Raw genomic sequence first — 25,715 nt, forward strand, 5'->3', positions numbered from 1 at the left:
GTAAAATAAAATTGATTATCTTATAACTGCAGAATATAATGCTAGCATACGTCGCGACAAATTGTATGAACGAGCCAATAATTGGTAGAGAAAAAGAAATAGCTATTTTAGAAAGTAGGCTTCGCTCACAATTTGCTGAATTTATAGCAGTGTATGGTCGACGTCGTGTGGGAAAAACATATTTAATAAAACAATTTTTTAGCAAACGTGATGTAATCTTATTTGAGCAGACAGGCCTTAACAAAGGTAACTTAAAGGCGCAGCTTGAGATCTTTGCAGAATCATTATCTAAAGCTTTTTACAATGGCGTAAGAATGACTACGCCTAAAAACTGGATGGATGCGTTACATCAATTAACTCTTTCGATTGATATGTATAGGGATAAACAAGTTGTGATATTTTTTGATGAGTTACCATGGCTAGCTGCACGAAAATCAGGATTCTTAGTAGCACTGGAACACTTTTGGAATGTGTATTGGACATACCGAAAAAAGCTAAAATTGGTTGTGTGTGGTTCAGCAGCTTCTTGGATGTTAGAAAATTTAATATATAATAAAGGTGGATTACATAATCGTATTACTGCAAGAATACGATTGCAGCCTTTTAACCTATGTGAAACTAAAAAGTATTTAAGATATTTAGGAGTTAATCTAAACAATCAGCAGATGTTACAGATCTATATGGCAATGGGAGGAATACCACATTACCTAAAAGAAGTAAGTAAAGGACTGTCAGCAGCACAAAATATTAATGAGATCTGCTTTCAGAAGGATGGCTTATTATTTGATGAATTTGATATGTTGTTTCACTCTTTATATGAAGAACCAGAGACATATGTAAATATTATTCGCACGATTGCAAAAAAGCCAAAAGGAATCAGCAGAAAAGAACTGATAAAAGCAATAAAAATCACTGAAGGAGGGTACTTAACTACTAAACTAAAGAGTTTAGAAGAAGCAGGATTCATAGGAAGTTTCACACCATTGAATAAAGCAACAAAAGGAGTATATTACAGGGTAATGGACGAATATGTGTTATTTTATCTAGAGTGGATTGAACCATTCAGAGAAGTAATGAAGAAGGCAATAACAAGTGATATTCATTATTGGGAGTTAGCAATAAAAAAACCAGCGTGGCAAACATGGGTAGGACAAGCATTTGAAACAGTGTGTTTAAAACATGCGAATACAATTAGAAAAAAATTAAATATAGGGCATATATGGAGTATATGTGGAGATTGGCAATATCACCCAGAGAAAAACAGTAAAGAAAGAGGTGCTCAAATTGACTTAGTGTTTGAGCGAGAAGATGAATGTACAACTCTATGTGAAATAAAGTACAGTGACAAACCTTATATAATAACAAAAGAATATAAAGAACAATTAAGAAAAAAAGAGGCAATTTATAAAGAAAAAGCTAGATCAAGAAAGCAAATATTCTGGGTGCTTATTGCTGCAAACGGAGCAAAAGAAAACCAGTACTTGAAAGACATAATCGACAAAGTGATTACGTTAGAAGATTTACTTTAACTTAACATCGAAATTTTAGAAAAACTTACGCAGTTTTTTTATAACAAACATAGGAGGAGGTGGTATGAATAGTTATTGCTCGGTTGGAAGCATGAGAAGATAATAACTTCTCAGAGTGGATAGGTGGCAGATTGAACATTTTTTGAGGCCCTTTCTGCTTTTTGCAGTATATAGGAAAAAGACCTCGTGAAGGAGATTAATCGCCCCTGCCACCGAAAACCATCGTGCGGCCTATAAAATTTAGTGACCGCGTATAGGAGAATGGACCAACCGGTAATATTCTACTCTGATATGTTGTAGTATTCAATAAGAGGAAAAATTTATGCGTTATATAGGTGTTGATTTACACACTAATAGTTTTACTGTTTGTTATTTAGAACAGGAAAAACCAGAGTATATTAAAACATTTCGCTTACAGGATTTAGATAATTTTATTAAAGATCTTCGAGAAACAGATGAAGTAGCTTTTGAGGCAACAGGTAATAGCTGTTTCTTCTATGATGAAGTGTCACCTTACGTTAAGCGTGTGGTAATAATTGCTCCCGGACAGTTTGAAATTGTTCGCCGTTCTGTGAACAAAACAGACAAACACGATGCAAGAGCTATTGCTTTTTTTCTAAGCAAAGATATGCTACCTGAAGCGAAATGCAAAAGCAAACAATGCCAACAGTTAGCTTCTCTTCTTAAGACAAGAGATCAGTTAGTAAAATCACGGGTATCTTTAATCAATAAAATGCATGATCTTTTTAATTACCACGGGATCAAGATTAAAAAGGAAGTACTTACAACTAAAGTGGGATTTGAGCGTTCTATTCAGAAGCATAATTGGGAGCTTTTAGAAAAGGTCGAAATTGAAGTGATTAACAGTAATCTGGAAGTCATTCGAGAAAGTCTCAAAAAACTTGAAAAGGAAATTATAGCTTTTGCTAAACAACTTCCTGGATTTAATGGTCTCATCAGCATTAAAGGTATTGGTGCAATTTCTGCAGCAGTTTTTGTTGCAACAATTGGTGATATTAACAATTTTAGTAATCCTGAAAAACTTACAGCTTATTTTGGAGTTGTACCGCGAGTTTCTCAATCTAATCAACAGTGTACAATTGGAAGGATTACCAAACGTGGACCAAAAATAGGTCGTACTTCTTTAGTGCAGTGTACTTGGATTGCTATACGTTATAGCCCTTATTTGAGAAGTTTTTACGAGCATGTGAAAAAAAAGCGTGGTGCTGCTAAGGCTATTATTGCAACTGCTAGGAAGTTTCTAACAACTATTTTCTATACTCTTAAAAACAACTGGGTTTTCAAAGATTTTACAAAATTTGAATTTTTTACTGGACAGCAATCATAGGAGAAAAATTTATGAGTTGTATAACTGAGCAAAATAATCTAGGTGACATATTAAAGTATGAGGCATCAAGTCTATATTCAAGAGACCAAATAACAGTAGCTAAAGGTCAAAATATCAAACTTGGTGCAGTAGTTGCTAAAAAGACTGAAGATGGTTTTATTAGGGTCTTAAATCCAACAGCAACCGATGGCACACAAACCGCAATAGGAGTAATTTTAAATGATGTAAACAGCAAAGATTCAGACATAAAAGCAGTAATAATTACTCGAATAGCTTTACTTGCTGATAACGCTGTTGTATGGCCAGCAAATATAACTGAAGAGCAAAAAACAGCAGCAATAAAACAACTAGAAACACGTGGAATTATCATTCGCAAAACAGTCTAATTTAAGGAGAAATTCAATGCAAAATCCATTTACAAATACAGCATTTAGCATGACGGCACTAACAAATGCGATGAATATATTGCCGATAAATTATGGACGTGTTGAAAATCTAAATTTGTTTCCAAGTAGGTCAGTAAGATTTAGACATATTACCATAGAAGAACATAATGGAGTATTAAGTTTACTACCAACACAAATACCAGGAGCACCAGCAACAGTAGGAAAACGTGGAAAACGGAAAATAAGAACATTTACGATTCCACATATTCCACATGATGATGTAGTGCTGCCAGAGGAAGTACAGGGAATAAGAGCATTTGGATCAGAAAGTGAACTTAAAGCGCTGGCAGATGTAATAACTGATCATTTGCAGCTAATGAGAAATAAACATGCAATAACGTTGGAGCATTTGCGTATGGGAGCGCTGAAAGGAATAATTTTAGATGCTGACGGGTCAGAATTATTAAATCTGTACAACGAATTTGAAATCACACCAAAAGTAGTAAATTTTGCCTTTGGAACAGCAATAACTGATGTAAAGCGTAAGTGTCTGGAAGTATTGAGGCATATTGAGGATAACTTAAGTGGTGAATATATGACAGGAATTCATGCCTTAGTAAGCCCTGAGTTTTTTGATGCACTCACTTCACATACTAAAGTAAAAGAAGCATATGAAAGATGGCAAGAAGGTGCAGCACTAAGGAACGACATGAGATCAGGATTTACATTTTGCGGAATAACATTTGAGGAATATAGAGGGCAAGCAACTGATCCTGAAGGAACCGTGAGAAGATTTATTGAGAGAGATACAGGGCACTGTTTTCCAGTAGGAACAGCGAGCACATTTACAACATATTTTGCACCAGCAGATTTTAATGAGACAGTAAATACTCTAGGACAGCCACTATATGCAAAGCAAGAACCAAGGAGGTTTGATAGAGGAACAGATTTACATACACAGTCAAATCCTCTGCCAATGTGCCATCGTCCGGGCGTTTTGGTAAAAATTAGTTCTAGTTGATGAATATAGGAAAATTATTGGAGGATTGTTTTGAGCATTTAGGAGTGGAAGCCACATATTGTAATAAAAATAAGGAGGGTATTCGTAAAATAAAAGTGCTAATTAAACGTCCTGACACTACGTACTCTCTAGGTGCAGATAGAGCATTAACTCAGCAAATTGCTTCTATAGAAATACGTGATCAGGACGTTACTTCCTTTAGCATAGGTGATTATATCAAGATTGAAAAAAGATTCTACAAGATTTTTGAACCACCATTGAAAGATTCTTCAGGTAAAATATTGAAAATTGAGGCAATAGAAAGTGTTTGATATTAAAACTAGTAACAATATTAATGAAATAATCTCCAATATTGAAAGAAAAGAGCAGAAAATAAAACTGGCAGCTATAAAAGCGCTGAACAAAACAGCAATATGGCTAAAATCACAAGCAGCTAAGGAAATCAGTGAGGAAAAGAGAATAAAATTAAGTTTGATAAGAAAGAGATTAAGAATTTTTAAGGCAAAAACTAGCAGATTAGAAGTGTTAATTAGAACAAATCTCTATGACATTAGAGCATCGACAATTGGTAAAATACAAAAAACAAGAAGAGGATCGAAAGTAGGAAAGCACCAATTTATAGGAGGATTTGCAGCAGTTATGCCAAAAGGAAATAGCGGTATGTTTAAACGTGAAGGAAGAGCAGCATTGCCAATAAAGGAAGTTAAGTTGCCATTGAAACCAGAAGCATCAAAAGTAATAAGAGATCTTGTTAATTATGAGATTGAGAAAGTCTTTACAAAATTTTTTGAACGTGATATTACAGAAAATGTATGAATTTTAAAGATTTGCATAACGCAATCTGCAATAAATTAAAGGAAGAAATACCAGCAATTCAAACTTGCGAAGTATATCCAGCAATAAGGAAAGAATTGATAGCACCAGCAGTGTTTGTAGAACTAGCAAGTTTAGAGTCTGGAAGAGATCCAGGAACAGAAGAGTTGGCTTTAAGAGCTAAATTTGAGGCTAGAGTTGTCATTGATAGCACGGTAGAAAATGCACCTATTATTATCAGAACATTAGCTGCTGAGGTTGCGAAAGTAGTAAATAAAAATACTTGGAACGTGAAAAATGTTTCACCAGGAGAATTTATCTCTGCAGAAGTTGACGGATTTAGACCCGAATTAGATGCGTATTTAGTGTGGTTGGTTGAATGGGTCCACTATCTGCATTTGGGAGAATCAGTCTGGCTAGAGGGAAAAATTAATCCACATATCATAAACGTAGGAAATATAAATGTTGGATCATAGTTTTGCGATTTCAGAGATGAATAGGAAGCTAGCAAACATTATTCGTATAGGCCTAGTTAAAGAAATAGATTATGAAAAAGCAAAAGTAAGAGTGAAAATAGGAGAATTTTTAACAGATTATCTGCCATGGGTAACGAGCAAAGCAGGAAAAGATAGAGATTGGTGTCCTCCAGGTATTGATGAACAGGTTATGGTATTTTCTCCTCTTGGTGAACTATCATTAGGAGTGGTGTTAGCAGGAATATATCAGGAAAAGTACCCTGCATCAGAGAATAAAAAAGAAATAAACAGTATAAAATTTCAAGATGGGACGAGGTTGTTGTACGATAAAGATAAACATCATTTAGAGATTGAAGTAGTAGACAAAATAACACTGAAGGCTGGGGAATCGAGTATAGAAATGACAAAGAGCGAAATAAGCCTAAAAGCGAAAAGAATAAATCTAAATTGAGGAAAAGGTGAAGATAGTACATCTAGGAAATCAGTGCGGAGAAGCTATACCGCATTTTTGTATTAGTGGCAGTAACAATGTTTTTGTGAATGGTAAGCCAGTTTGCCGTAAAGGAGATAATTTTACAGAAGGAAGAGTATTGATTGAAGGATCAAAAACAGTTTTTGCCAATGGGTTTGGAGTGGGAAGAGTTGGTGATATGGTTTCTTGTGGTTCCAAGGTGATCAGTGGTAGCAATAGTACATTTGCAGGCTAAGAGTGAAAGGAATGAATAAAGAAACAGGTAAGGAATTAGAAGGAATAGGACATCTGAAACAATCAATAATTGATATATTAACCACTCCTATTAACAGTAGAATAATGAGGAGAGATTATGGCTCAAGATTATTTGAATTAGTGGATAAGCCAATAAATAGAGATTTAACACTAGAAATTTACGCAGCAACAGCAGAAGCACTGGGGAAATTTGAGAGGAGATTTAAGTTAGAAAAAGTAAAAGTTGAAGGAGTAAAAGAAGGGAGAGTAACATTGAATTTAGAAGGTGTCTATCTTTCAGAAGGTAAGTTCATAAATATTAATGGAGTAGTTGTTTAAAAATGCGGCAGCCAAATATTATCGAACCACTGAACTTTGAAGAGATTTTTTCTCGGATGAAGGAAGAGTTAGTGAAGTGTGATGCAAGTTTTACAGCATTAGTAGAAAGTGACCCAGCGATGAAGGTATTAGAAGTAGCAGCATGGAGGGAATTGTTACTAAGACAAAGAATAAATGAATTAGTAAAGAGCAATTTACTAAAATTTGCAACGGGAGAAGATCTTGATAATTTAGCTGAGTTTTATGGAGTGGAGAGGCAGAAAGAAGAAGAGGATGAACGATTTAGAAAAAGAATTAAAGCAAAGATAGTAGGCTCAAGCACGTGTGGAAGCAAGGAGTATTATAGGTATCATGCACTGTCGGCAGATAGTAGAGTAAAAGATGCATTAGTAGAATCACCTATACCAGGAAAAGTACAAATTTCAATCTTATCAACACAATTATCCACAACTGGCATAGTGTCAGAAGAACTACTTAAAATTGTAAAAAAGCAGGTTACTAGAGATGATATAAGGGTTTTAACAGATACGATAACAGTAATTGGTTGCAATATTACGGAAATAGATATTCACAGCAGAATGAGCATAAGTCCTGTAATATCAGAGGAAGAAATCAAGAAGCAGTTTATTAAGAAGTTTGAATTAGCAAAAAGATTAGGGTGGAGTGTAACAAGATCTTGGATAATAGCGAATCTATTTGTAGATGGTGTAGAAAATGTGGAATTAATAGAACCAAAAGAGGATGTTGTAGTACTGGGGAATGAGTGTGCAGTGCTTGGCTACGTCAAGTTAGATAGGATTTAAAACGTATTTTTTTGTTTTGTGGAATTGTACCAGTGAGGGGATTGCGTGCAATAAGTGGTTTAAGGTTTACTGGATAAAAATGCCCAATGTTAGGGAGACGAAAGTATTGATTTTCTTCCAGAAGTTGTAACTTGTTTTTTAAAGTATGGATAATATGGTCAAATATTATGGAAAGTATTTTCGATATTAAGAACATCTTTATTTTTGATCAGTTCTGCAATGATCTCTTGCTTACTCATAAGCTATCTAAATAAAGGAAATTAAAGCAACTTGAAAGAAAAGACAAATGAAAAATTTATTACCACCAAACGCAACAAAGCAAGAGCAAGCACTGGTTGATGCAATCGATTACAAAGTTGATCCAAGTTGCATCAGGGGATTTAAATTTAGTCTTAAAGATGAAATACTGCCGTGGATAATAGAAGAATATGGTTTAGAAGAGATACTGCGTTGGGTAAAAAATAAAAGAAGAGCTATAGTAGAAGGAGTAAAATTTCAAAGACTACGTGGAACGCCTGCATCACTTAAAATAGCACTGAAATGGGCAAATATAGAAGATATTACAATTATCGAAGAGCCACCTGGAAAGCATTTCTTTGAGTTACAGATAGGGATAAGGGATGTTCCAAATGACTTTTTTGTAGATGCAGTAGTAGAACTTGCAAAACTATCATTACCAGCAAGATCGCGGCTAATGAGGATGTTTAATGATTACTACAACGTTGATAGGTTTATTTTAGATGAAAGTTTTTTTGGAAATTTGTTATCGGATTACTCAGGCATAAAGGTTGAAAAGGATGGACCAGTATTATCGTTTGGAAGAGTAAATTTTTTTAGGTTTAGTGGTACATCAATTAAGGTTATAGAGAGTTATCTACGCAACCATTATGAGCAAGCATTTAGTAATGACATATATCGGTTAGATGTAGCAGTACTTGGAGAAACAGAGCCTCACACAAAGGATTACAAAGGCATCTATGAAAGAGATCATTTGTGGTACAACTTAAAAGCACTATATCCATTACCACAGAGTTTATTACCATCGATTAAATTTGCAAAAGCGCAGATAGTATTATCGGATAGTTGGAATTTAGGAAAAATAAACACATGTTTTCCAGTTGGTAGTATAGAGGAAAGAGGAAATAAATTTGTATTGGGAAACGATAAGCTTTCAGGGCAACGTTGGAATTTAAAACACAAACCAATTTTAGAAAGGTTTAGCGTTACCCATGATTACAAAGTAGAAAATTATACTGATCAAAAGATCACAAAATATGTTTTAGCAGAACACAACATTTACTATAAAAATGATTTAGAGCAAAAAGACTCAATACACGAACTGGAAAATTACATTTTAGTGTTTTACCCAGGAGTACTGAAATGGCACGAACATCAACATTTGCACAGAAGTTGGAAAAATAGTCAAGCAATATGCATAATAAGTTAAATACTTATATTTAGATCCTCATATATTATATTAATAATAGTTTAAAGTGTATGAAATAAAAAGAAAAAGACTTGCTTTTTCATGCTAAAACAGACATGACTTGAATAGCAGCAGGTAAATATAAGAAATTTATCTGACGCTAGAAAAGCTAATTTTGTGAGGTATAAAATGAGTTTCAGCAAAGAAAAGAGAGAATCTTTTAGTAAGTTTTTGAAGGAAGTATCAAGCAACAGATTTAAAGATATTAATAAAAGAAATGAAGAAGGAGAGACGATCTTGCACCAAGCAGTAGAAATCTCCGATTACAAAACAGTGAGATTATTAATAAAAAAAGGGGCAGAGGTTAATGCAAGAGATAAAAATGGTTATACGCCACTACACTGTGCAGTATTCGCAAAAAGTTTAGAAAATGTAAAAGTGCTGCTAAGGGAAGGAGCAGAAGTAAATGCTACTCAGTATGTCACTGGATGTACGGCACTGCACTCTGCGTGCAAAATAGGAGGAGCAGGAGTTGAAATAATAAAAGAGCTAGTAAAGGCCGGAGCTGAAGTTAATCAACTGAATAAGTACGGTGCAACACCAATGTACTATATCTGGGAAAGTGAAAAGTATTCTCTGTGTGATAGAGAAGAGAGTGAAAAGGCAAGTAAATTTTTAAGAGAAAAAGGTGGAATAACAAAAAGTAGAGAACTGACGTGTTATGGAATAGAGGGGCTAGTGGGAGAAATAGCAGACATGTTGAATGGAAGCTACATGCCGGAGCTAAAAATAATAGAGATAGGAGAAATAAGGAAGAGAGACAAATCGCTAATAAAGAAAGAATGTCAAAATTTAGCAAACAAAATAATGAACCAAGTGAACGAAATGATAGATGAGGTAGCGAAAAGAGGGATTTAAATTTAAAGAAAAGGTGAGGTGGATTATGTTAAAGCTTGGCAAATTTAATAAATCAGCAAAAGAATTATTAGAGAACTCATATAAAAATATTTATGCAAGAGACGAAAAGGGAAGAACAGCTCTACATTATGCAGTAGACGCAAAAACAGTGAGGGTATTAGTTGAAAAAGGAGCGAATGTAAATGCAGCAGATGTGAAAGGATATACAGCATTACACGTAGCAGTAACGGAGAAACGTCTAGAAATCGTGAGGGAATTGATAAAATCAGGAGCAGACGTAAATGCTGAGGAATATGGAAATAAATGCACGCCGTTGCACCTTGCATGTATGGTAGGTGAAAAAGAAATAGTGGAGGAGCTAGTAAAAGCAGGGGCTGAAATAGAGCAAGCAGATAAATTTGGAATGACAGCAATGGATTATGCGAAAAATAGTAAAGAAGTAACCGAGGTGTTGAAGAAAGAAACAGACAGAATTGAAAAGTTATTTATGAAGGGCTAAAAATATGGAGAAAGAAATAGAAAAGAAAGTAATGAATTTAGAGAGAAAACCTTTGGATGAGCTGAGAAAAATATGGAAGAAGGTATATGGAGAAGAAGCGCCTAGATACTCAAAGAAATATCTGATACCAAGATTAGCTTATAGAATGCAGGAAAAAGCGTATGGAGAAATGTCAAGAAAGGGGACAAAAAGACTAGAGTATCTGGCAGATCGGCTAGAGAAGGGAAAAAGAATAAGTAGCGATAAATTACCAGTAGAAGGGACAGAATTAATATTAGAGAGAGGTGAAGAGACGCATGCGGTAATGGTAACAGATAAGGGTTTAATCTACAGGGAAGAGTTTTATACATCATTGTCAGCAGTAGCCGGAAAAATAATGGGAATGAGTTACAACGGACCTTTATTATTTGGAATGCGTGATCAAAAGGGAAGGGAAAATGTGTAAAGGGATAAGATGTGGAATATATATGAGAAAGTCAAATGAAGATGGTCTAGAGCAGAAGTTTAACAGTTTAGATGCACAGCGAGTAGCATGTGAGAAATATATAAAGAGCAAAGAAGGGTGGGTAGCATTGGCCAAAAGGTACGATGATGGAGGCTTTTCAGGAAAGAATTTAGAAAGACCAGCGATAAAGGAATTATTTGAAGATGTCAAAGGAGGAGAAGTAGATTGTGTAGTGGTATATACATTAGACAGGTTATCAAGGGAAACAAAAGACAGCATCGAAGTAACGTCATTTTTTAGAAGGCATAGAGTAAATTTTATAGCAGTAACACAAATATTTGATAATAATACGCCAATGGGAAAGTTTGTACAAACGGTATTATCAGGAGCAGCACAACTAGAAAGGGAGATGATTGTAGAGAGAGTAAAAAATAAAATAGCAACATCAAAGGAGCAAGGTCTATGGATGGGTGGAACTTTGCCGCTTGGGTATTATGTAAAAGAGAAGGAATTAATAATAAATGAAAAAGAAGCAAAGACAGTGAAGCACATATTTGAAAGATATATGGAGCTGAAGTCAATGGCAGAACTGGCAAGGGAGCTAAATAGTCAAGGTTACAGAACAAAATCAGATACCTTTAAAAAGGCAACGGTGAGAAGAATAATAACAAATCCAATATATATGGGAAAAATCAGACATTATGAGAAAGAGTATGAAGGAAAGCATGAGGCGATAATAGAAGAAGAAAAATGGCAAAAAGCGCAGGAATTGATAAGGAATCAACCATATAGAAAAGCAAAATATGAGGAAGCGCTGCTTAGAGGAATAATTAAGTGCAAGAGCTGTGGTGTAAACATGACGTTGACGTATGCAAAAAAAGAAAATAAAAGGTACCGATATTATATATGTAATAACCATTTAAGAGGAAAAAATTGTGAATCAACAAATCGAACAATAGTAGCAGGAGAAGTGGAAAAAGAAGTGATGAAGAAAGCTGAACAGTTGTATGAAAAATGGGGAGAAAAAGCGGAGGAGTGGAAGAATTTAAGTTTTGGAAAACAGAAAGAAGTAGTGAAAAAGTTAATAAGAACAGTGTTGGTGAGAGAAGATGGAATAGAGGTACGTTCTGAATCAGAGGAAAAATTTATACCAATGAATTTAAAGAAGAAAGGAAATAAATGTACAGTAGTAGAGTCAGAAGGAAAAACAACCAATGCACTACTGAGAGCAGTGGTAAGAGCTCATCTGTGGAAACGACAACTGGAAGAGGGAAAATATGCAAGTGTGAAGGAACTGAGTATCAAAATTAATGTAGGTACAAGACGTATACAGCAAATTTTGAGATTAAATTATTTAGCACCAAAAATTAAAGAAGACGTAGTAAATGGAAGGCAACCCAAAGGTTTAAAATTAGTTGACTTGAGAGAAATATCGATGTTATGGAGCGAGCAATTAAAGAAGTTTAGCATCTTATAGATGTTATTCGTTTGAAGGGTGGAGAGCAAGGTAGTTGCAAATTGAAATAGCCATTTTGACCTATTTGCAAGCCATGCACGTCAAGTAAATTTAAAAAGAAACAAAAGAAGATAACTTTTTTAGAATAGCCTTTAAGCCATTAACTTACACTATCTTTCTTCATACAGATGCTACTTTCTCTCAATTTGACTTGTATGGAACAGTTAAGTACGAGAAACATGTTATTTACAAAAATTAACTATCAATTTGATCGGATAAGTTAATATCGATACTGCTAACAGACCACTAACCCACAAAGCAACAAACCATAACCATTGTTTAACTTGAGGATGGCGTTTTAGCCATGAGACTACTAACTTATTAATATGTGTGTTCATAATTTGATTTTCCACGAAAGACATAATAGGAATAACCAGTGTAAGTTAAAATGAGCGGTAAAAGCGGTATTATAACAATAAGCATTAAAGATAAACTTGGCCGGAAGCAGCCGCATCAAGAATGGTATATCGAAAAGGTACGATCCACGGATAGAGACTAATTCCTAAACCTAAATACCCCATAAAAAAAATGGCAATACTGAGAAAGAATGGACGGTACTCCCGTTTAGCATTCTGGAGATCAAACCACAGCATGAAAAATAGCCAAGATGTTAGCAGTGGAATAGAAAATAAATAATAAAAATTCGGCACACTAAACCAAAAGCCTTTAATACTTTCATTTAAAAATGGTGTCACTATACTAACTAGTGCCATGAAGATGCCCACAAAACCAAGCGTATAGGAAGCAACCTTGCGTGTCCACCCTTGTGTTATACTTTCTGTCTTCATTATGAGCCATGTAGAACCTAAAAGCGCATATCCAAATATTACAGCAATGCCTGTCATTACACTAAAAGCACTTGCCCAATCAAATTGGCCGCCAGAAAAGTTGCGTCCGTTTACTTCTACACCATGTATGAATGCGCCTAAAATCACGCCTTGGCAAAATGCAGCACCAAGTGACCCAAAATGAAAGGCATAATCCCATAATTGCCTATATTGCCCTTCTGCCTTAAAACGAAACTCAAAGGATACTCCGCGCACTATAAGGCCAAGCAGCATAATAATGATTGGAATATAAAAAGCAGGCATTAATATTGAATATGCAAGAGGAAAGGCAGCAAACAACCCTCCACCACCTAATACCAACCATGTTTCGTTTCCATCCCAAAATGGTGCAATTGAGCTTATCATGTGATCACGGCATTTATCTGACGGTGCAAAAGGAAGTAAAATACCAATACCTAAATCAAACCCATCCATTAAAACATACAGTAAAACAGCTATGGCAATTAGTAATCCCCAGATTAGGGGTAAATTAATTAAGGAAGAAAAATCAAACATGATTGTTGCCCTTTCCAGATTCAATTACTGAAGCTCCAATACCGTGTTTATAAAATTGCTCTTCTTCTTTAATGACAGGAATTCCTTTGTATATAAGTTTTAGGATATAGTAACTGCCTGCTCCAAATGTAAGGGTATACATAACGATAAATGCAATCAAAGACCATGCAACTTGAGGACCGGTAATCGCAGGTGAAAATGATTCAATTGTGCGCATAATTCCATATACAGTGTAAGGTTGACGGCCAATTTCAGTAGTAAACCAACCTGCAAGTAACGCTATGAACCCAGATGGCATCATTAACATCCACAATCCATGCAAGAAACAACTTTGGAATAGCTTACCACGAAAGTATTGTATAACACTAACTAATCCAATCATAATCATTAAAATTCCGATTCCAACCATTACACGGAAGGACCAAAATACCCATACCACAGGCGGTCTATCTTCCTTTTTCCATTCCTTTAACCCTTTTACTTCTCCTGAAAAATCGCGTGTTAAGATTAAGCTGGCAAGATTGGGAATTTTTATCTCGTAGTGATTAATTTCGTTTTGCTGATCTGGATAAGCAAATAAAAGTAAGCCAGCTCCTTTTTTAGTTTCCCATATACCTTCCATTGCAGCAATCTTAGCAGGTTGATGCTTTAGAGTATTTAATCCATGCTTATCCCCCACGAATAGCTGAAACGGTGCAGCTAAAGCTACCATAATGGTTGCCATACCAAGCATAATTCTTGCTTGAGGAGCATGTAGTTTTCTCCAAAGATAAAATGCTCCTACACCACCAACCACAAAAGCTGTTGTAAGATAGGCTGCTGTTACCATATGAATAAAGCGATAAGGGAAAGAAGGATTAAAAATAATCTCTAACCAATTGGTTGGATATAAGAGACCGTTCTCGCCAATTGAGAATCCAGCGGGTGTTTGCATCCAACTATTGGCTGCAATAATCCAGAAAGCTGAAATAAGCGTCCCCACTGCAACGATACAAGTAGAAACAAAGTGCATACGAGGACTTACCCTATTCCATCCAAACAACATAATGCCTAAAAAAGATGATTCTAGAAAAAAAGCTGTTAGAACTTCAAAATAAAACAGAGGACCAAGAACATTAGCTATACGGTCAGAGAACACTGACCAGTTTGTACCAAGTTGATAAGATAAAACAACACCAGATACCACTCCCATACCGAAAGTAACAGCAAAAATCTTGATCCAGAATTTATAAACATCACGGAAGTGTGTATTACCAGTCTTAAGCCAACACCACTCCAAAAAGGTTAGAAAACTTGCAAGTCCGATCGTGAAAGCAGGAAATATAATGTGAAAGCCTATTGTGAAGGCAAACTGAATTCGAGCCAGCAGCATAGGACTAAGTTCAAACATTTTACCTGATACCTACATATTATAAATAATAGTTAAGTCTACCTATAAATCAATCCACTTTTTCACAAAATATTTTCAACAAAAACGTAAGTCAATTAGTATCACAAAAGTTTTAATTATTTACTTTTCCAAAAAACATAAAAAAGATCGTATATTTGCGAGAACGCGTTGTATAAAAATAGGGCTGTGAAAATAAAAGTTTGAAATTATTGCAATAAAATTAGACAAGTTGGTTCGTATGTAAATTTAGCAAAAGTAAGCCAATATAGCTGATTTCAGCGTATAATAAAGTTGCTATAATAAAAAGTTCGTATAGTACACATGGTAGACCATCCCATCCCAAAACAAACTCTTCTCACGTTCCTTGATTTTAACCACTAGAAATAGTTATTTTAACTTAAGTTATTAGTAATATATATTACTAAGTTAATAATAATTAAAGAAAAATTGAGGTAATTCATAGCAGAAACAGAATTCAGAGGTAAATAAAGATCAACACTGGTTTCCAGCTCAAAAACGTAAATAAAATGGCGTAAAAATAAAATTTTAAAGTATATATAAAAATTACTTGCATTGCCAAATTTATTTATTATCATATAACCAAATCTAATATAATCTTAGGTTTTTATGTAAAATAGGCGAGGGTTTTATGCTGAAGGTGAGACGTCCAATGGATTATTTTAAAAAAGAGAAAATCAGCTCAGAAGCATTAGAAGAAGTACGGCATGTAAAGCAGATAACTTCGCAACGGAAAACTCTCCGCTTCAAACGCTCAGATGATAATCCAGAATTACCAGAAAATTTTAAGGCAGGACAAGCAATTGGTGGGGGAGATTGTTTCTTTGATTCAATTGCTCAAGGACTTAAACTATTGAAGCCAGAAATGGACTTTACTGTGAAAGAATTAAGAAAAGTTTGTAAAAGACTTGCTATAGATAATCAGCAGTTAAGAGATAAGGTTATTAGAGATGCTAAAAATAATCACGATTCCACAGTAGTACTTCCAGATCCTAGTATTAGTGATGATGAACTTTGGAATGCTTATTTAGCTAGTATTGAACATACTAATGATGATATAAGTAAAATGCAAGTTGATAACCCAAGTTTATATCAATCATTAACTAGCTTAAAGTATGGAAATACATTACAGGTACCTATATGGGGAAGGCCTGATATTGAAGGTCAAATGATTTGCAAAGAATATAATATAAAATTGCATCTTATCGAGAAGTTTCCTGTAGATGAATTGTGGCTACATCAAGTTGTGGATAAAACTGGATCTAGATCTGCAGAAAACCCAGATTACAATGATATAAATACTATTCATATGGTAAATGAAGGAAAAGGACACTTTAAACCAATATTGTATACACAAAGAATCAAGCACAAACGACAATCCCCCGACCCTTCAGACTATGATGATGAGATAACACCTGAAGAAGAACTAATTAATACTATAAAAAGCAATGATTTAGAAGAAGAAAAACTAGCAAAGATCAAAAGGCTTTTTGAGAAAGAACCGAAACCAGATATCAATTTTCAAGGCAAAGATAATGATACACCTTTGCATATTGCTGTTCGTAGAAGCAAAAAAGGGGAGCTTAAAGTTATTGATTTACTTGTACAAAAAGGAGCAAAGGTTAATGATGATAGCGTGAGGAACAAAAAAAATAGAACTCCACTGGATGCTGCTAAGCATCTTGAAAGGCAAGATATTGTAGAAATATTAGAATCACAAATTCAGCCAAATCTACGAGCTTCTGTTGAAGAACAAACAGCAAACCGGCAGCAGTTTCAAGAAAATCTTCGTTCTGGATCAAATAGTGGGCAAAGATATAACACGCAATCTTCTAACCAACCAAAAAAACTTACCTCAAAGCAAAATTCAGGAAAGTACAAAACTCAGAAAAGGCAAGGCACTACAGGTGGTCTAGATGGACATTTTTATGAAATTGACTTATTAATTTTAGGTAAATTGAGAGGAGATAGAGATATAAATATAAATAAATTTTACTCATCAACAAATATAGATGGGTTAGGTGCTTTTGATGATGTAGTGATTAGGTATTGGAAAAATAATGGTGAAGAGGAAAAATCAACAACAATTCTTTTGCAAGCCAAGCATGTAGATGATTCTAAAAAAGGTAAAGTTACCATTGAAAAATTTACAAATCCAAAGAGCGATAAATTTTATTTAGGCAAGTATTTCTCGGACTATTTAAACAGTAGAGAAAAATTTAATGACAAATCTGAAGATCCTGTATTTCAGGGTAATTCTCGGGTTAAGTACATTATTTACACTAATGCTATTCTAGATGAACGATTCGATAAAAATAGGAAAATTGATATAGATAATAGTATTTTTTCTACGAAGTCCAAGGAAGATAAGGATAAGGCATTTAAATTTAGTCTAGATGATAAAAACCATGATGTAATTTCAATACTGGAGAGTGTTTCTGGTCAAGAAAGAATAAAGTTGTTAGCAAAGGCTCTTGTTAGCTGTATTAGTGGTAAACTAAATTATAACAACATGATGGGAAATGAATTCTTTTCAACTTACCATGTTTTCTTGGCAAAAAACGTCATTGACGTTAGAGAAGAAATTAAAGAAGACGGAAAAAAAATAAGTATCGAGAAGGTGAAATCAATCACAATTTTCTGAATATTGATAACGAAGATTTGTTCAAAAAAGTACTTAAAGAAGAAGTTCTGTATGAGTATGCAAAGAACGTAATATTTAATGAAAAATCTAGTTCAGGGTTAGATGATGTGAGTGAACGAAATGTTTTAGTTAATAAAGTAGTTGAGTCGTTAGAGTCGTCTAAAAAAGTGGATGAAGATGTAATTGAAAAATTAGGTAGAAGTATTATTATATTAGATACAAAAAATAAACAATTAAAGTTTGCTGATCAAGAGAAAATAAAGGATGAGAGCGCTAAACAGTTTATAAGAGATTTAAAAAGTAAAGTTAGTAAACTTGCAGACTATAAGTTTGATATTCCATATGAACTTGTAAAAAAAGTATTGAAAGAACAAACAGAAAAAGAGACTTTAAAGCTCCATGTTGATTTTGGTAATATTAGTCCTAGTTTCAAGAAACCAGAACATTTAATCAAAAAATTAGTTGAGTTATTTGAGGAATATAAATTCTCAAAAATTATCAAGATAGATGATAATATAGTTGGTCATGGGAAAAGTTTAACTGTTGGAGATATAAAAAATATAGGAAAACTTGTTGGTAATTTGCTCATATTTGATAAGAAGAAAAAAATGCTAAAATTAGCAGAAGGAAGTTTTAATGGAGATACTCTGGAGTTCATCACAAACCTAAAAAGTACTGCTCAATCAAAAAGTCTAGACGTCTTTAGTTATAGATTTGACATAAAAGTTAAGAATTTTCCTAGGGAGACATTGGTTACTGATGATGAGGATAGAACTAATGTTAAAGAATTCTTAAATAAATTGGAAGTTCTTACAGGTCAAGCTAGCGATCTAGAGTTAAAAGAGATCATTAAAGATGAGATAAGGAATTTATATAAGCTAACTGAAGAAGAGGCTAAAGAGAGTTTTCTCAAGGTAAGAGATAAGGCAGAAGAGCATTGGAGAAAAGGTGAGTATTATTTAGAAAAGGGTGATGATTTTTTTGTAAATATAGTTAAGTTTAACATTAGGTTTGATGTAAAAGACCCTGTAACTTTGTTTACTGGAAGAATTAGGGAATTAGAAGATTTACATAAAATACTACAAGAAGGAGGTGAGGCAGTAGTATCACAGATGGCTTCTATAACTGGTCTTGGTGGTATAGGTAAAAGTGCATTGGCTAGAAAGTATGCTTATGATCATAGAAATGATTATGATGGCAATGTTATATGGATTAATGCTGAAAGCTATCAAACTCTTGTTAAATCTTTTCTTAGGTTAGCTCAGGATAAGTTAGGAATCAATGTGAAAAGTATAGAAGGAAATCAAAAGGATATAAAGTCAGTTGTTGAAGATGTATATGGATTTTTTTCAAATAGAAAGAGTCTTTTTATTTTTGATAATGCTGAAAAGTGTAGAACTCGAGAGTATGGTAATGAAGGTATAGATAAATTTTTGCCCTCTTTGCCTTCTAGTGTTAATAAACCTTATGTTCTTATTACTTCTCGTAACCAGGAATGGGGAGATATACAACCATTAACATTGGGTATATTTACCGAATCAGAATCAATAGACTTCATTAGAAAAGCACTAGGTATAAAAGATGAATCACAAGAAAATGAAATAATGAAGAATTTAGCAGAAATATTACAGCACTTTCCTTTAGCTCTGCAGCAGGCAGTTGCATATATAAAAGAAAGGGATAAAGTATTAAAGAATGTAGGTTCGAAGTTTAAAATTAGTGATTATTTCAAGAGATATGATGAAGAGACAAAAAAATTACTTGATTTCAAATTTCCAGATAGTAGTCGTGATTTGTATTCCAAAACCGTCTTTACAACCTGGAGAATTACTGTTGATGAGATAAAGGAAAATAATGAATATGGTAAGCAAGCCGGAGAGATTCTAGATATTATTGCTTATTTTGCTCCTGATAACATTCCTGTACAAATGTTTTTAGGATCAGAACTGATAGGTGATGATAAAGAAAAATTAGGTGATGCTGTCCAGTTACTTAAGCAATATTCGATGGTTAATTCAGAACAAGAACAAACACTAAATGTTCACAAATTGGTACAGCAAGTAACAAGAATAAATCTTATGGATAAAAAGAGAGAGGAAGAAACATTAAGAAAAGCTCTTGAATTAATAAAGAGTGATAATTCAGAAAAAAAAGTAAAAGTCCATCTCAGTGTATTTTTTATCCTTGTACAGAAGATGGAAAATTAAGCAACAGTGAAGAATGCACTACATATATTTGGAGTTATGCAAGTAAATATGATCAATTAATTAAAGATTTTTATTCTACCTATGGTGAGAAAGCAAATACACCAATAAATTTATTTGCCATAAACGGTAAAAAAGAAGCTATTGAGTCTATATTAAAAAACATAGAAAAAAGTAAATTAATAGATAAGGTAAATGAGTATAATGCAATTGGTTATGCTCCTATACATTCAGCAGCTTTTAATGGTCACAAGGAGATAGTAAAATATCTTGTAGAGGAACAAGGTGTTGATATTAATTTTATCACTCGTGGTTCAGAAAATACTCCGACGTTTATTGCTGTTTTAGGTAATCAATTAGATGTATTACAATATTTGGTAGGCGAAAGAGGAGCAGATCCTAATAAAGGTGGTCAAATTCCTATTCTATATGCTGCTCTATATGCTAGAAAGGATTTTATAGAACTCCTAATAAACAACAATGCTAATATTCTTTTAAAGGACAAATCACACGATTATAACGTTCTGCACTATGTACTCTCTCATTTGAACAAATGTAGGAAGCATATTTCTGATATTGAAGAGATCGTTAAATATTGTTTGGAAAAAAATTCTGTTCTTGTAAAAGATGCAAATATTTTTGGAATGACGCCATTACATTTTGCTGCAGAACATGGTTCTGCTAGTATTGTCAAAATGCTTCTAGATTACGGTGCTGATGTTAATGCTAAGTCTCATCTTGCTAAACCTCTTTGTGATGTCTCGCGTGCTGAAGCGAATATTGTAAGACACGTTAAGAATTATGATGAAGGCTATACTCCTTTACACATTGCTGCAAAGGAAAATCACTTAGAAAGTGTAAAGCTCTTACTACAAAAAGGTGCCATCTATAGAGCTATTAATGATGAAAGGAGTACTCCTCTTGATATGGCAGAACTTGGATCTGATGTTGAAAGTTTACTAGAATCTATATCTCTATCATTTAAAGCTGTTCTGGATGGTAAAAAGGATGAGCTTGATTATTTACTAAAGGGAAAAGGTTCTGATGTACTTAAATCAATTCTCAACGCTCGTGATCGTGATAAAAGAACACTTCTACAAGTTGCTGGTAATGAGAAAAGAGATATTACAAACTTGCTTATAGAAAAACTAAGAAATGTTCCGTCTTCTGATCAGCAGCAAGAAGCTGTAAAACAAGGAGGTAAAGTTTCAGCTGGGGAATGTCTACCAGGACCAAGTTCAGGAAGAAGGAAAAGAGAAGCTATTGGTGAAAAGTGTTTATTTACATGGGAAGACGTAGATGAGTTCAATGAGGAAAAAGATGAAAAAAGAGATTTTAGTAAAATGAAAATAGATAGTGAAAAGTTTGTCAGTTACATTAAAGATTTGCCAGAGGCGAAGCAGAGTCAACTGATTCAGCTGGCAGATGAAGTTAGGGTTGCAGGTAATTCTCAAGGTCTTGTAAGTAAGCTCATTAGTAATCAAAAAGTCATGTCTCATCTAAATAGAGTGGGAAGAATCTCGGGTATGACTATGCATGGAATGATGGCTAAAAATGTGTTAGCTGACTTTTTAAATGGAGATTATCAAGGTGTAGCAGTTAATGTTGGTTTTATAGCAGGTGGTCAAGGGTTTGCCAAAGTTGCTGAAGCTGCATCTCTAAAAGGGCTAAAGCTAGCTCAAGAGGGAAAGTTATTAGTTGGTAGATCTTTAAGAGCAGCTTCTCCTTTTCTTGCTCGTGGTACTTCTGCTTTTGTTGTCTATGATCTAGTAAATCAGATAAAAGCATTTAAAAATGGTACAGAAGAAGTACTAGTTGGTGTAGTAGGAGATAGTATTTACTTGGGAGTTGACGCTGCAGAGATTGGTGTGGAAGTTGCTGAAGCTTTTGAGGTTCTAGAAGGAGTATCAAGTGTTACTGGCCCTATTGGAGCTACAATTGGCGCTGTAGTATTTGTTGGTACTGATGTTTACATGGCAGTAAAAAGAGTTGATAAAATTGATCAGATTATCCATCTCAAAGGAAATGAAAGGTTTATTGAAGGATTACGTGCATTTATCGGTATGCAACCTGAACGGTATATAGAAGAATTAATGGAAGAAAAACAGCTTAGTAACCAATTAGTAAAGCAAGGACTTGAATACTTACAGCAACATAGCAATATTCAAAGATATGTTTTTCCTACTGGTAAGTCAGTTGTAGATTCTTGTCGTGATGTACCATATCAAAAGAGCATATGTAGTGGTGGATTTAATTGGTGTTCTGCGAGACGTACAGTTACATGTTATACTGAGAAATGCACAACTAAGTTTGAGGTAGATTTAGATAATACAGTGCTACTAGAGAGAAAAAGAACTGACGTAAAATGGAGCAGAGCAAAACCAGATAATCCAGATGGAGGTCAGGTATTTTGTTTACCACAAGGAGATTATGAACCTGCTCCAAATTATGGATCTTATTTATGTGAAAGTGCGATAGGTGTAACTGATTTATCTGCTAATAAAACTGGAGGTTACACCCTAATTAATTTGGGAGAAGGCAAAGATAACGTTAAAGGATTTACAGATAGTAGAAATATCTTTGTAGTGAATAATGGTTCTAAAGAATATTATGGAGGAAATAAAGATGATATATTTGTTTTACAGGCAGGTTATGTCAAGGGGTATTTATCTGGGGAAGGTGGAATTAATACTTTAGATACAACGTCATTTGCATTTCAGGAAGAACCATTAAATATTCAGTTAGATATAGGAGAAATTGTAGATTACTCACGTGATAATTGGTTAAGAGTATGTGATATCAATAAGGTAATAGGAAGAGAAAATAGAGCAGAGACAATAACTGTTTCATGCAATGGTTGTAATAGTAATGTAAAACTAATAGATGGTCAAAGTGGTAATAAAGAAATAAAGGATAAAATAAATATAGTTGATAATCACTGCAGTTATCAAATGCAAGTAATAGTAAGGCCTAACACTGTAATATACAATCGAGCATTAGAAGGAAACTTTGATTATCTAGTACCATTAAATGAAGGTGGAAGTGCAGAGTTTATTTTTATTTTTGGTCCTGAAAGGTTTAACGTTAATAATACGTTTTGGTTTGGATATGAGCCAGTTGATATAAAAAGTATTAATGTGAGGTATGTAAATATTTTTAACAGGACTGAACATGAAGTAAAATTCAATTTTATCAAGTCAGAAAAAGAGTTTAACGTAACGATTCCTTATGCAGAAAATCCTTCTTACAGACTAGGAAAGAATGGTGAAATCAAAATAGGGAATAAAGATAACTTGTATATGCTACAAAGTAGTAATGAGTCTTCTGAAGAAATTATCAAGAACTATTTACCTCTAGCAAGTCGACTAAATAAAATGTCATTTTTTATCCAATCACTTTTAAGTAATGAGACAGTGGTAATAGGAAGTGGAAATCATGAAGTAATACATAATAATCCAGCGTATAGGAGTCATTTAGTGGGGAATGGTGGTGAAAATGTATATGTGATTGATTCTGAAAGCAAAAGATTTGAAATTCCTCTACCTGAAGTAGTTATTTACGATCTTGATAAAGAAAGTTCAGTGGATACGATTGACTTAAGAAACTTAGTACAACAAGCAAGGAGTAAGTTTTCAAATAAAGATAGTTTTGAATTAAAAGTTCTTGAATCTGCAAATGATTTATTATTAAAGGCAACGGTAGTTGAAATGGAGCAAACAGAAGATTCATCTGTGAGTAAAATAGGAAAGCATGAATATTTTACAGTTAGGTTAAAAGATGGGGTTAATTGGTATAATAGAACTCATGTAATTGTGGATAGAGTTCCTATGAGAATCAACCTAGATAACAATGAGTGGAGTTTAAAACCACAGCCTTTAGTATTTGAAAAGGATAAAGAAGTTATTATTGTAACAGGTCAAGACGTAGAAAAGAATACTGAGCTTATCATACCTAAGAAAGGAGGAAACTATACATTTATTCGTGACCATGGAACTAATCTAATGATAACGAATGCTTTTGACGCTAATATCACTAAAGAAGATCTCTGTACTATTACGCTTAGTAAGTTTTATGAGGAACCTAAGATGGAAACATTATCTGTAAAGTTTGCTGATAAAGAAATAGTCTTGAAAGATCATCAGGAACAAATAAACACTGCAAGAGACATGAACATTGTGAAAAAAGAGCACAGTGATCAAGTTTACAATGATGTTTTCAATAGTATAAAAAGTGAGCCAGAAGTTATTATGGTAGCTGATCAACCTATGGACCATAAGCATAGACATGAACACAGCAGACACAGGACTCGTCATCGCCGCAGTGAGAATATAACAAGTAGTGGAGCAAGACCATCTTCATGGATAAATGATTTGTTTGGTTGGGTAAAAAGCTCTGTGAGTGGGTTATTAGGTTTTAGAGCTACTCTACCTGAAATCTCAGAAAATTATTCTAATAAATCTGGTACTAGCCAATTTAGCAGTGAAGTTTGTATAAGTAACAATGCTGGTTTAGGATTTTTCTTATTACAGAGTTTCCTAGATAAAAAATATCCTCTTCCTAAGTTTTGTTCTGTTACTCCTGAAGAAGCTCTGGCTAACACATTGAATATCGTAGAAGAATTTAAAAAGACACTTAAAAAAACAGCTAAACAATCTGATGTATTAGTAAAAGATGTTAACTTTTTTAAAGTATATTTAGATGTAGCAGGTCACGTAAGAAACGAGAGGTACTCTCAAATACCACATACTTTATATTCAGTTGCAAAAGAAGCATGTCTGAAAAATGAGAAGTTTCTGAATATTTTAAAAGGTAATATTGAAAAGATGTTTGATGAGCAGGAAATAATTAATAGTAAATATCAAGCTAACGACATTGTTGATAATAAGCCTAGAAGCTATTTAAATAATACAACAGTGGACAAACAGCTACAAGAGTCATATTATGCTATTTCTTCCTGAAGTTGTTTAATTTCATCTACCGAAAGGCCAGTGATTTCAGAGATAACATCTATAGAGACACCGGCCTTGAGTGAGTTTTTTGCAACTTCAATTTTACCTTCAATTTTACCTTCAATTTTACCTTCAATTTTACCTTTTTCACGGCCAATTTGGATGCCTTCTTGTCTACCTTTGTGAGTAGCATCATCGAGTTTTTGTTCCAAGATAGCAGCTTCTTTCTGTAAATCCATTACTCTTTCTTCATAAGCTACAAGATCTTTCTCATTCCAATGAAACTTATCTAACTCATCATATGCTAACTTTATTATTGGTGATTTTTCTGCTATTTTTCTTAAATCTTCATCCGTAGTTTCTTCTGCATACTTAAAGAAAAAGGACCATCTCTCAACCGTAGTTTCTAACTGCTCTACTTTACTTTTTGTAAATTTAGGTAGTTCAATAAAGACAAATTGAAAATCTTTTAAATAGTGTCCGTTAGTCTTTATATCACGTATATTGTGAGTGGAAATATAATAAACATCTGAAGGAAAAAGAGTACTATTAGAAATAGCAATAAAGAATACTTTTTTAAAGTCTAAGTAATTGCCAGACTGTCTTGAGTAGGCTTTAGCAGCATAAAGTTGGGCACGTTTCTCAAAGCCTTTATCACGAGCAAGCTGCATCTCCGCAATATACCTATTTCCGAGAGAATCCTTACAGAGGACATCAACGATACTTTGTTTATCAGAAGCAATCTCAGGGTTCATAATGGTGCTAAGGAACTCAACATCTTGAATAGTATTGACTCCAGTAAAGCCTAAGATATCATTTAGAAAGTGAATAAGGATATTCTTATTTTTTTCAGTACCAAAAATTTTCTTGAAAGTTAAGTCCAATTTTGGATCAAGAAACTTGGAAAGAGCCATGAGAAAGTAAATTAAAAAGCATTAATTA

The 25,715-nt window shown here is 33.9% G+C and carries 21 protein-coding genes and 1 pseudogene; 19 read left to right on the forward strand and 3 right to left on the reverse strand.

From position 1 onward, the window contains the following. Positions 1-65 precede the first annotated feature (65 nt). The 16 genes from MWH06_03990 (at position 66) to MWH06_04065 (ending at position 12,186) form a co-directional block, all read left to right on the forward strand. Positions 66-1,529: an ATP-binding protein gene (locus MWH06_03990; GenBank protein UPA54492.1), complete on the forward strand. Its 1,464-nt coding sequence runs from the start codon at positions 66-68 to the stop codon at positions 1,527-1,529. Between the two features lie 322 nt (positions 1,530-1,851). Beyond that, positions 1,852-2,877, forward strand: coding sequence for an IS110 family transposase (locus MWH06_03995; protein ID UPA54493.1), 1,026 nt, complete (start codon positions 1,852-1,854; stop codon positions 2,875-2,877). 11 nt (positions 2,878-2,888) lie between these two features. Further along, on the forward strand, positions 2,889-3,263 hold the full coding sequence (locus tag MWH06_04000) for a head decoration protein (GenBank protein ID UPA54494.1): 375 nt from the start codon (positions 2,889-2,891) through the stop codon (positions 3,261-3,263). A gap of 16 nt (positions 3,264-3,279) precedes the next feature. Further along, positions 3,280-4,284, forward strand: a complete 1,005-nt coding sequence (locus tag MWH06_04005; GenBank protein ID UPA54495.1) for a major capsid protein — start codon at positions 3,280-3,282, stop codon at positions 4,282-4,284. Next, the gene (locus MWH06_04010; GenBank protein ID UPA54496.1) at positions 4,284-4,595 is read left to right on the forward strand and encodes a hypothetical protein; all 312 of its coding nucleotides are present in this window, start codon (positions 4,284-4,286) and stop codon (positions 4,593-4,595) included. Before MWH06_04005 ends, MWH06_04010 begins: the two co-directional genes overlap by 1 nt. Further along, on the forward strand, positions 4,588-5,100 hold the full coding sequence (locus tag MWH06_04015) for a phage tail protein (protein ID UPA54497.1): 513 nt from the start codon (positions 4,588-4,590) through the stop codon (positions 5,098-5,100). The genes MWH06_04010 and MWH06_04015 overlap by 8 nt, the downstream gene beginning before the upstream one ends. Further along, positions 5,097-5,573: a hypothetical protein gene (locus MWH06_04020; GenBank protein ID UPA54498.1), complete on the forward strand. Its 477-nt coding sequence runs from the start codon at positions 5,097-5,099 to the stop codon at positions 5,571-5,573. Before MWH06_04015 ends, MWH06_04020 begins: the two co-directional genes overlap by 4 nt. Continuing rightward, entirely contained in the window at positions 5,560-6,024 is a 465-nt protein-coding gene (locus MWH06_04025) for a phage baseplate assembly protein V (GenBank protein ID UPA54499.1), read from the forward strand. Before MWH06_04020 ends, MWH06_04025 begins: the two co-directional genes overlap by 14 nt. Positions 6,025-6,031: 7 nt before the next feature. Next, entirely contained in the window at positions 6,032-6,280 is a 249-nt protein-coding gene (locus MWH06_04030; protein ID UPA54500.1) for a PAAR domain-containing protein, read from the forward strand. 2 nt (positions 6,281-6,282) lie between these two features. Further along, positions 6,283-6,618, forward strand: coding sequence for a GPW/gp25 family protein (locus MWH06_04035; protein ID UPA54501.1), 336 nt, complete (start codon positions 6,283-6,285; stop codon positions 6,616-6,618). A gap of 2 nt (positions 6,619-6,620) precedes the next feature. Beyond that, positions 6,621-7,421, forward strand: a complete 801-nt coding sequence (locus MWH06_04040; GenBank protein UPA54502.1) for a baseplate J/gp47 family protein — start codon at positions 6,621-6,623, stop codon at positions 7,419-7,421. A gap of 286 nt (positions 7,422-7,707) precedes the next feature. Beyond that, entirely contained in the window at positions 7,708-8,868 is a 1,161-nt protein-coding gene (locus MWH06_04045) for a phage tail protein (GenBank protein UPA54503.1), read from the forward strand. A 168-nt stretch (positions 8,869-9,036) separates the two neighbouring features. Further along, a complete protein-coding gene (locus MWH06_04050; GenBank protein UPA54504.1) occupies positions 9,037-9,765 on the forward strand; it encodes an ankyrin repeat domain-containing protein in 729 nt (242 codons plus the stop codon). 25 nt (positions 9,766-9,790) lie between these two features. Continuing rightward, positions 9,791-10,264 carry an ankyrin repeat domain-containing protein gene (locus tag MWH06_04055; protein UPA54505.1) on the forward strand — a complete coding sequence of 158 codons (474 nt, stop codon included), beginning with the start codon at positions 9,791-9,793 and terminating at the stop codon, positions 10,262-10,264. A 4-nt stretch (positions 10,265-10,268) separates the two neighbouring features. After that, positions 10,269-10,709 carry a DUF2924 domain-containing protein gene (locus MWH06_04060; GenBank protein UPA54506.1) on the forward strand — a complete coding sequence of 147 codons (441 nt, stop codon included), beginning with the start codon at positions 10,269-10,271 and terminating at the stop codon, positions 10,707-10,709. Then, positions 10,702-12,186, forward strand: coding sequence for a recombinase family protein (locus MWH06_04065; GenBank protein UPA54507.1), 1,485 nt, complete (start codon positions 10,702-10,704; stop codon positions 12,184-12,186). Before MWH06_04060 ends, MWH06_04065 begins: the two co-directional genes overlap by 8 nt. Positions 12,187-12,546: 360 nt before the next feature. Here MWH06_04065 and cydB read toward each other — a convergent pair. Then, positions 12,547-13,568 (reverse strand): annotated as a pseudogene (cydB, locus tag MWH06_04070) (cytochrome d ubiquinol oxidase subunit II). Continuing rightward, a complete protein-coding gene (locus MWH06_04075) occupies positions 13,561-14,958 on the reverse strand; it encodes a cytochrome ubiquinol oxidase subunit I (GenBank protein ID UPA54508.1) in 1,398 nt (465 codons plus the stop codon). Before MWH06_04075 ends, cydB begins: the two are co-directional and overlap by 8 nt. A 670-nt stretch (positions 14,959-15,628) precedes the next feature. On the opposite strand from MWH06_04075, the gene MWH06_04080 reads away from it, so the two are divergent. From MWH06_04080 to MWH06_04090, 3 genes are all read left to right on the forward strand, one after another. Next, positions 15,629-17,620, forward strand: a complete 1,992-nt coding sequence (locus tag MWH06_04080) for an ankyrin repeat domain-containing protein (protein UPA54509.1) — start codon at positions 15,629-15,631, stop codon at positions 17,618-17,620. A gap of 17 nt (positions 17,621-17,637) precedes the next feature. Continuing rightward, positions 17,638-19,827, forward strand: a complete 2,190-nt coding sequence (locus tag MWH06_04085) for an NB-ARC domain-containing protein (protein ID UPA54510.1) — start codon at positions 17,638-17,640, stop codon at positions 19,825-19,827. 371 nt (positions 19,828-20,198) lie between these two features. Continuing rightward, positions 20,199-24,782 (forward strand): ankyrin repeat domain-containing protein, encoded by a 4,584-nt coding sequence (locus MWH06_04090; protein ID UPA54511.1) that lies wholly within the window; start codon positions 20,199-20,201, stop codon positions 24,780-24,782. Here MWH06_04090 and MWH06_04095 read toward each other — a convergent pair. Next, on the reverse strand, positions 24,764-25,687 hold the full coding sequence (locus tag MWH06_04095; protein UPA54512.1) for an Rpn family recombination-promoting nuclease/putative transposase: 924 nt from the start codon (positions 25,685-25,687) through the stop codon (positions 24,764-24,766). The two genes, MWH06_04090 and MWH06_04095, sit on opposite strands and share 19 nt — an antisense overlap. Positions 25,688-25,715: the final 28 nt, after the last annotated feature.

Source organism: Wolbachia pipientis (assembly GCA_023052945.1).
Lineage (GTDB): Bacteria > Pseudomonadota > Alphaproteobacteria > Rickettsiales > Anaplasmataceae > Wolbachia.

Excerpts from the sequence above, each read along its gene's own strand:
- MWH06_04025 (UPA54499.1), top strand. The coding sequence starts at position 5,560 with ATGTTGGATCATAGTTTTGCGATTTCAGAGATGAATAGGAAGCTAGCA.
- MWH06_04000 (UPA54494.1), top strand. The coding sequence starts at position 2,889 with ATGAGTTGTATAACTGAGCAAAATAATCTAGGTGACATATTAAAGTAT.
- MWH06_04045 (UPA54503.1), top strand. The coding sequence starts at position 7,708 with ATGAAAAATTTATTACCACCAAACGCAACAAAGCAAGAGCAAGCACTG.
- MWH06_04050 (UPA54504.1), top strand. The coding sequence starts at position 9,037 with ATGAGTTTCAGCAAAGAAAAGAGAGAATCTTTTAGTAAGTTTTTGAAG.
- MWH06_04095 (UPA54512.1), bottom strand. The coding sequence starts at position 25,687 with ATGGCTCTTTCCAAGTTTCTTGATCCAAAATTGGACTTAACTTTCAAG.
- MWH06_04060 (UPA54506.1), top strand. The coding sequence starts at position 10,269 with ATGGAGAAAGAAATAGAAAAGAAAGTAATGAATTTAGAGAGAAAACCT.
- MWH06_03990 (UPA54492.1), top strand. The coding sequence starts at position 66 with ATGAACGAGCCAATAATTGGTAGAGAAAAAGAAATAGCTATTTTAGAA.
- MWH06_04080 (UPA54509.1), top strand. The coding sequence starts at position 15,629 with ATGGATTATTTTAAAAAAGAGAAAATCAGCTCAGAAGCATTAGAAGAA.
- MWH06_04020 (UPA54498.1), top strand. The coding sequence starts at position 5,097 with ATGAATTTTAAAGATTTGCATAACGCAATCTGCAATAAATTAAAGGAA.
- MWH06_04065 (UPA54507.1), top strand. The coding sequence starts at position 10,702 with ATGTGTAAAGGGATAAGATGTGGAATATATATGAGAAAGTCAAATGAA.
- MWH06_04040 (UPA54502.1), top strand. The coding sequence starts at position 6,621 with ATGCGGCAGCCAAATATTATCGAACCACTGAACTTTGAAGAGATTTTT.
- MWH06_04075 (UPA54508.1), bottom strand. The coding sequence starts at position 14,958 with ATGTTTGAACTTAGTCCTATGCTGCTGGCTCGAATTCAGTTTGCCTTC.
- MWH06_04005 (UPA54495.1), top strand. The coding sequence starts at position 3,280 with ATGCAAAATCCATTTACAAATACAGCATTTAGCATGACGGCACTAACA.
- MWH06_04010 (UPA54496.1), top strand. The coding sequence starts at position 4,284 with ATGAATATAGGAAAATTATTGGAGGATTGTTTTGAGCATTTAGGAGTG.
- MWH06_03995 (UPA54493.1), top strand. The coding sequence starts at position 1,852 with ATGCGTTATATAGGTGTTGATTTACACACTAATAGTTTTACTGTTTGT.
- MWH06_04055 (UPA54505.1), top strand. The coding sequence starts at position 9,791 with ATGTTAAAGCTTGGCAAATTTAATAAATCAGCAAAAGAATTATTAGAG.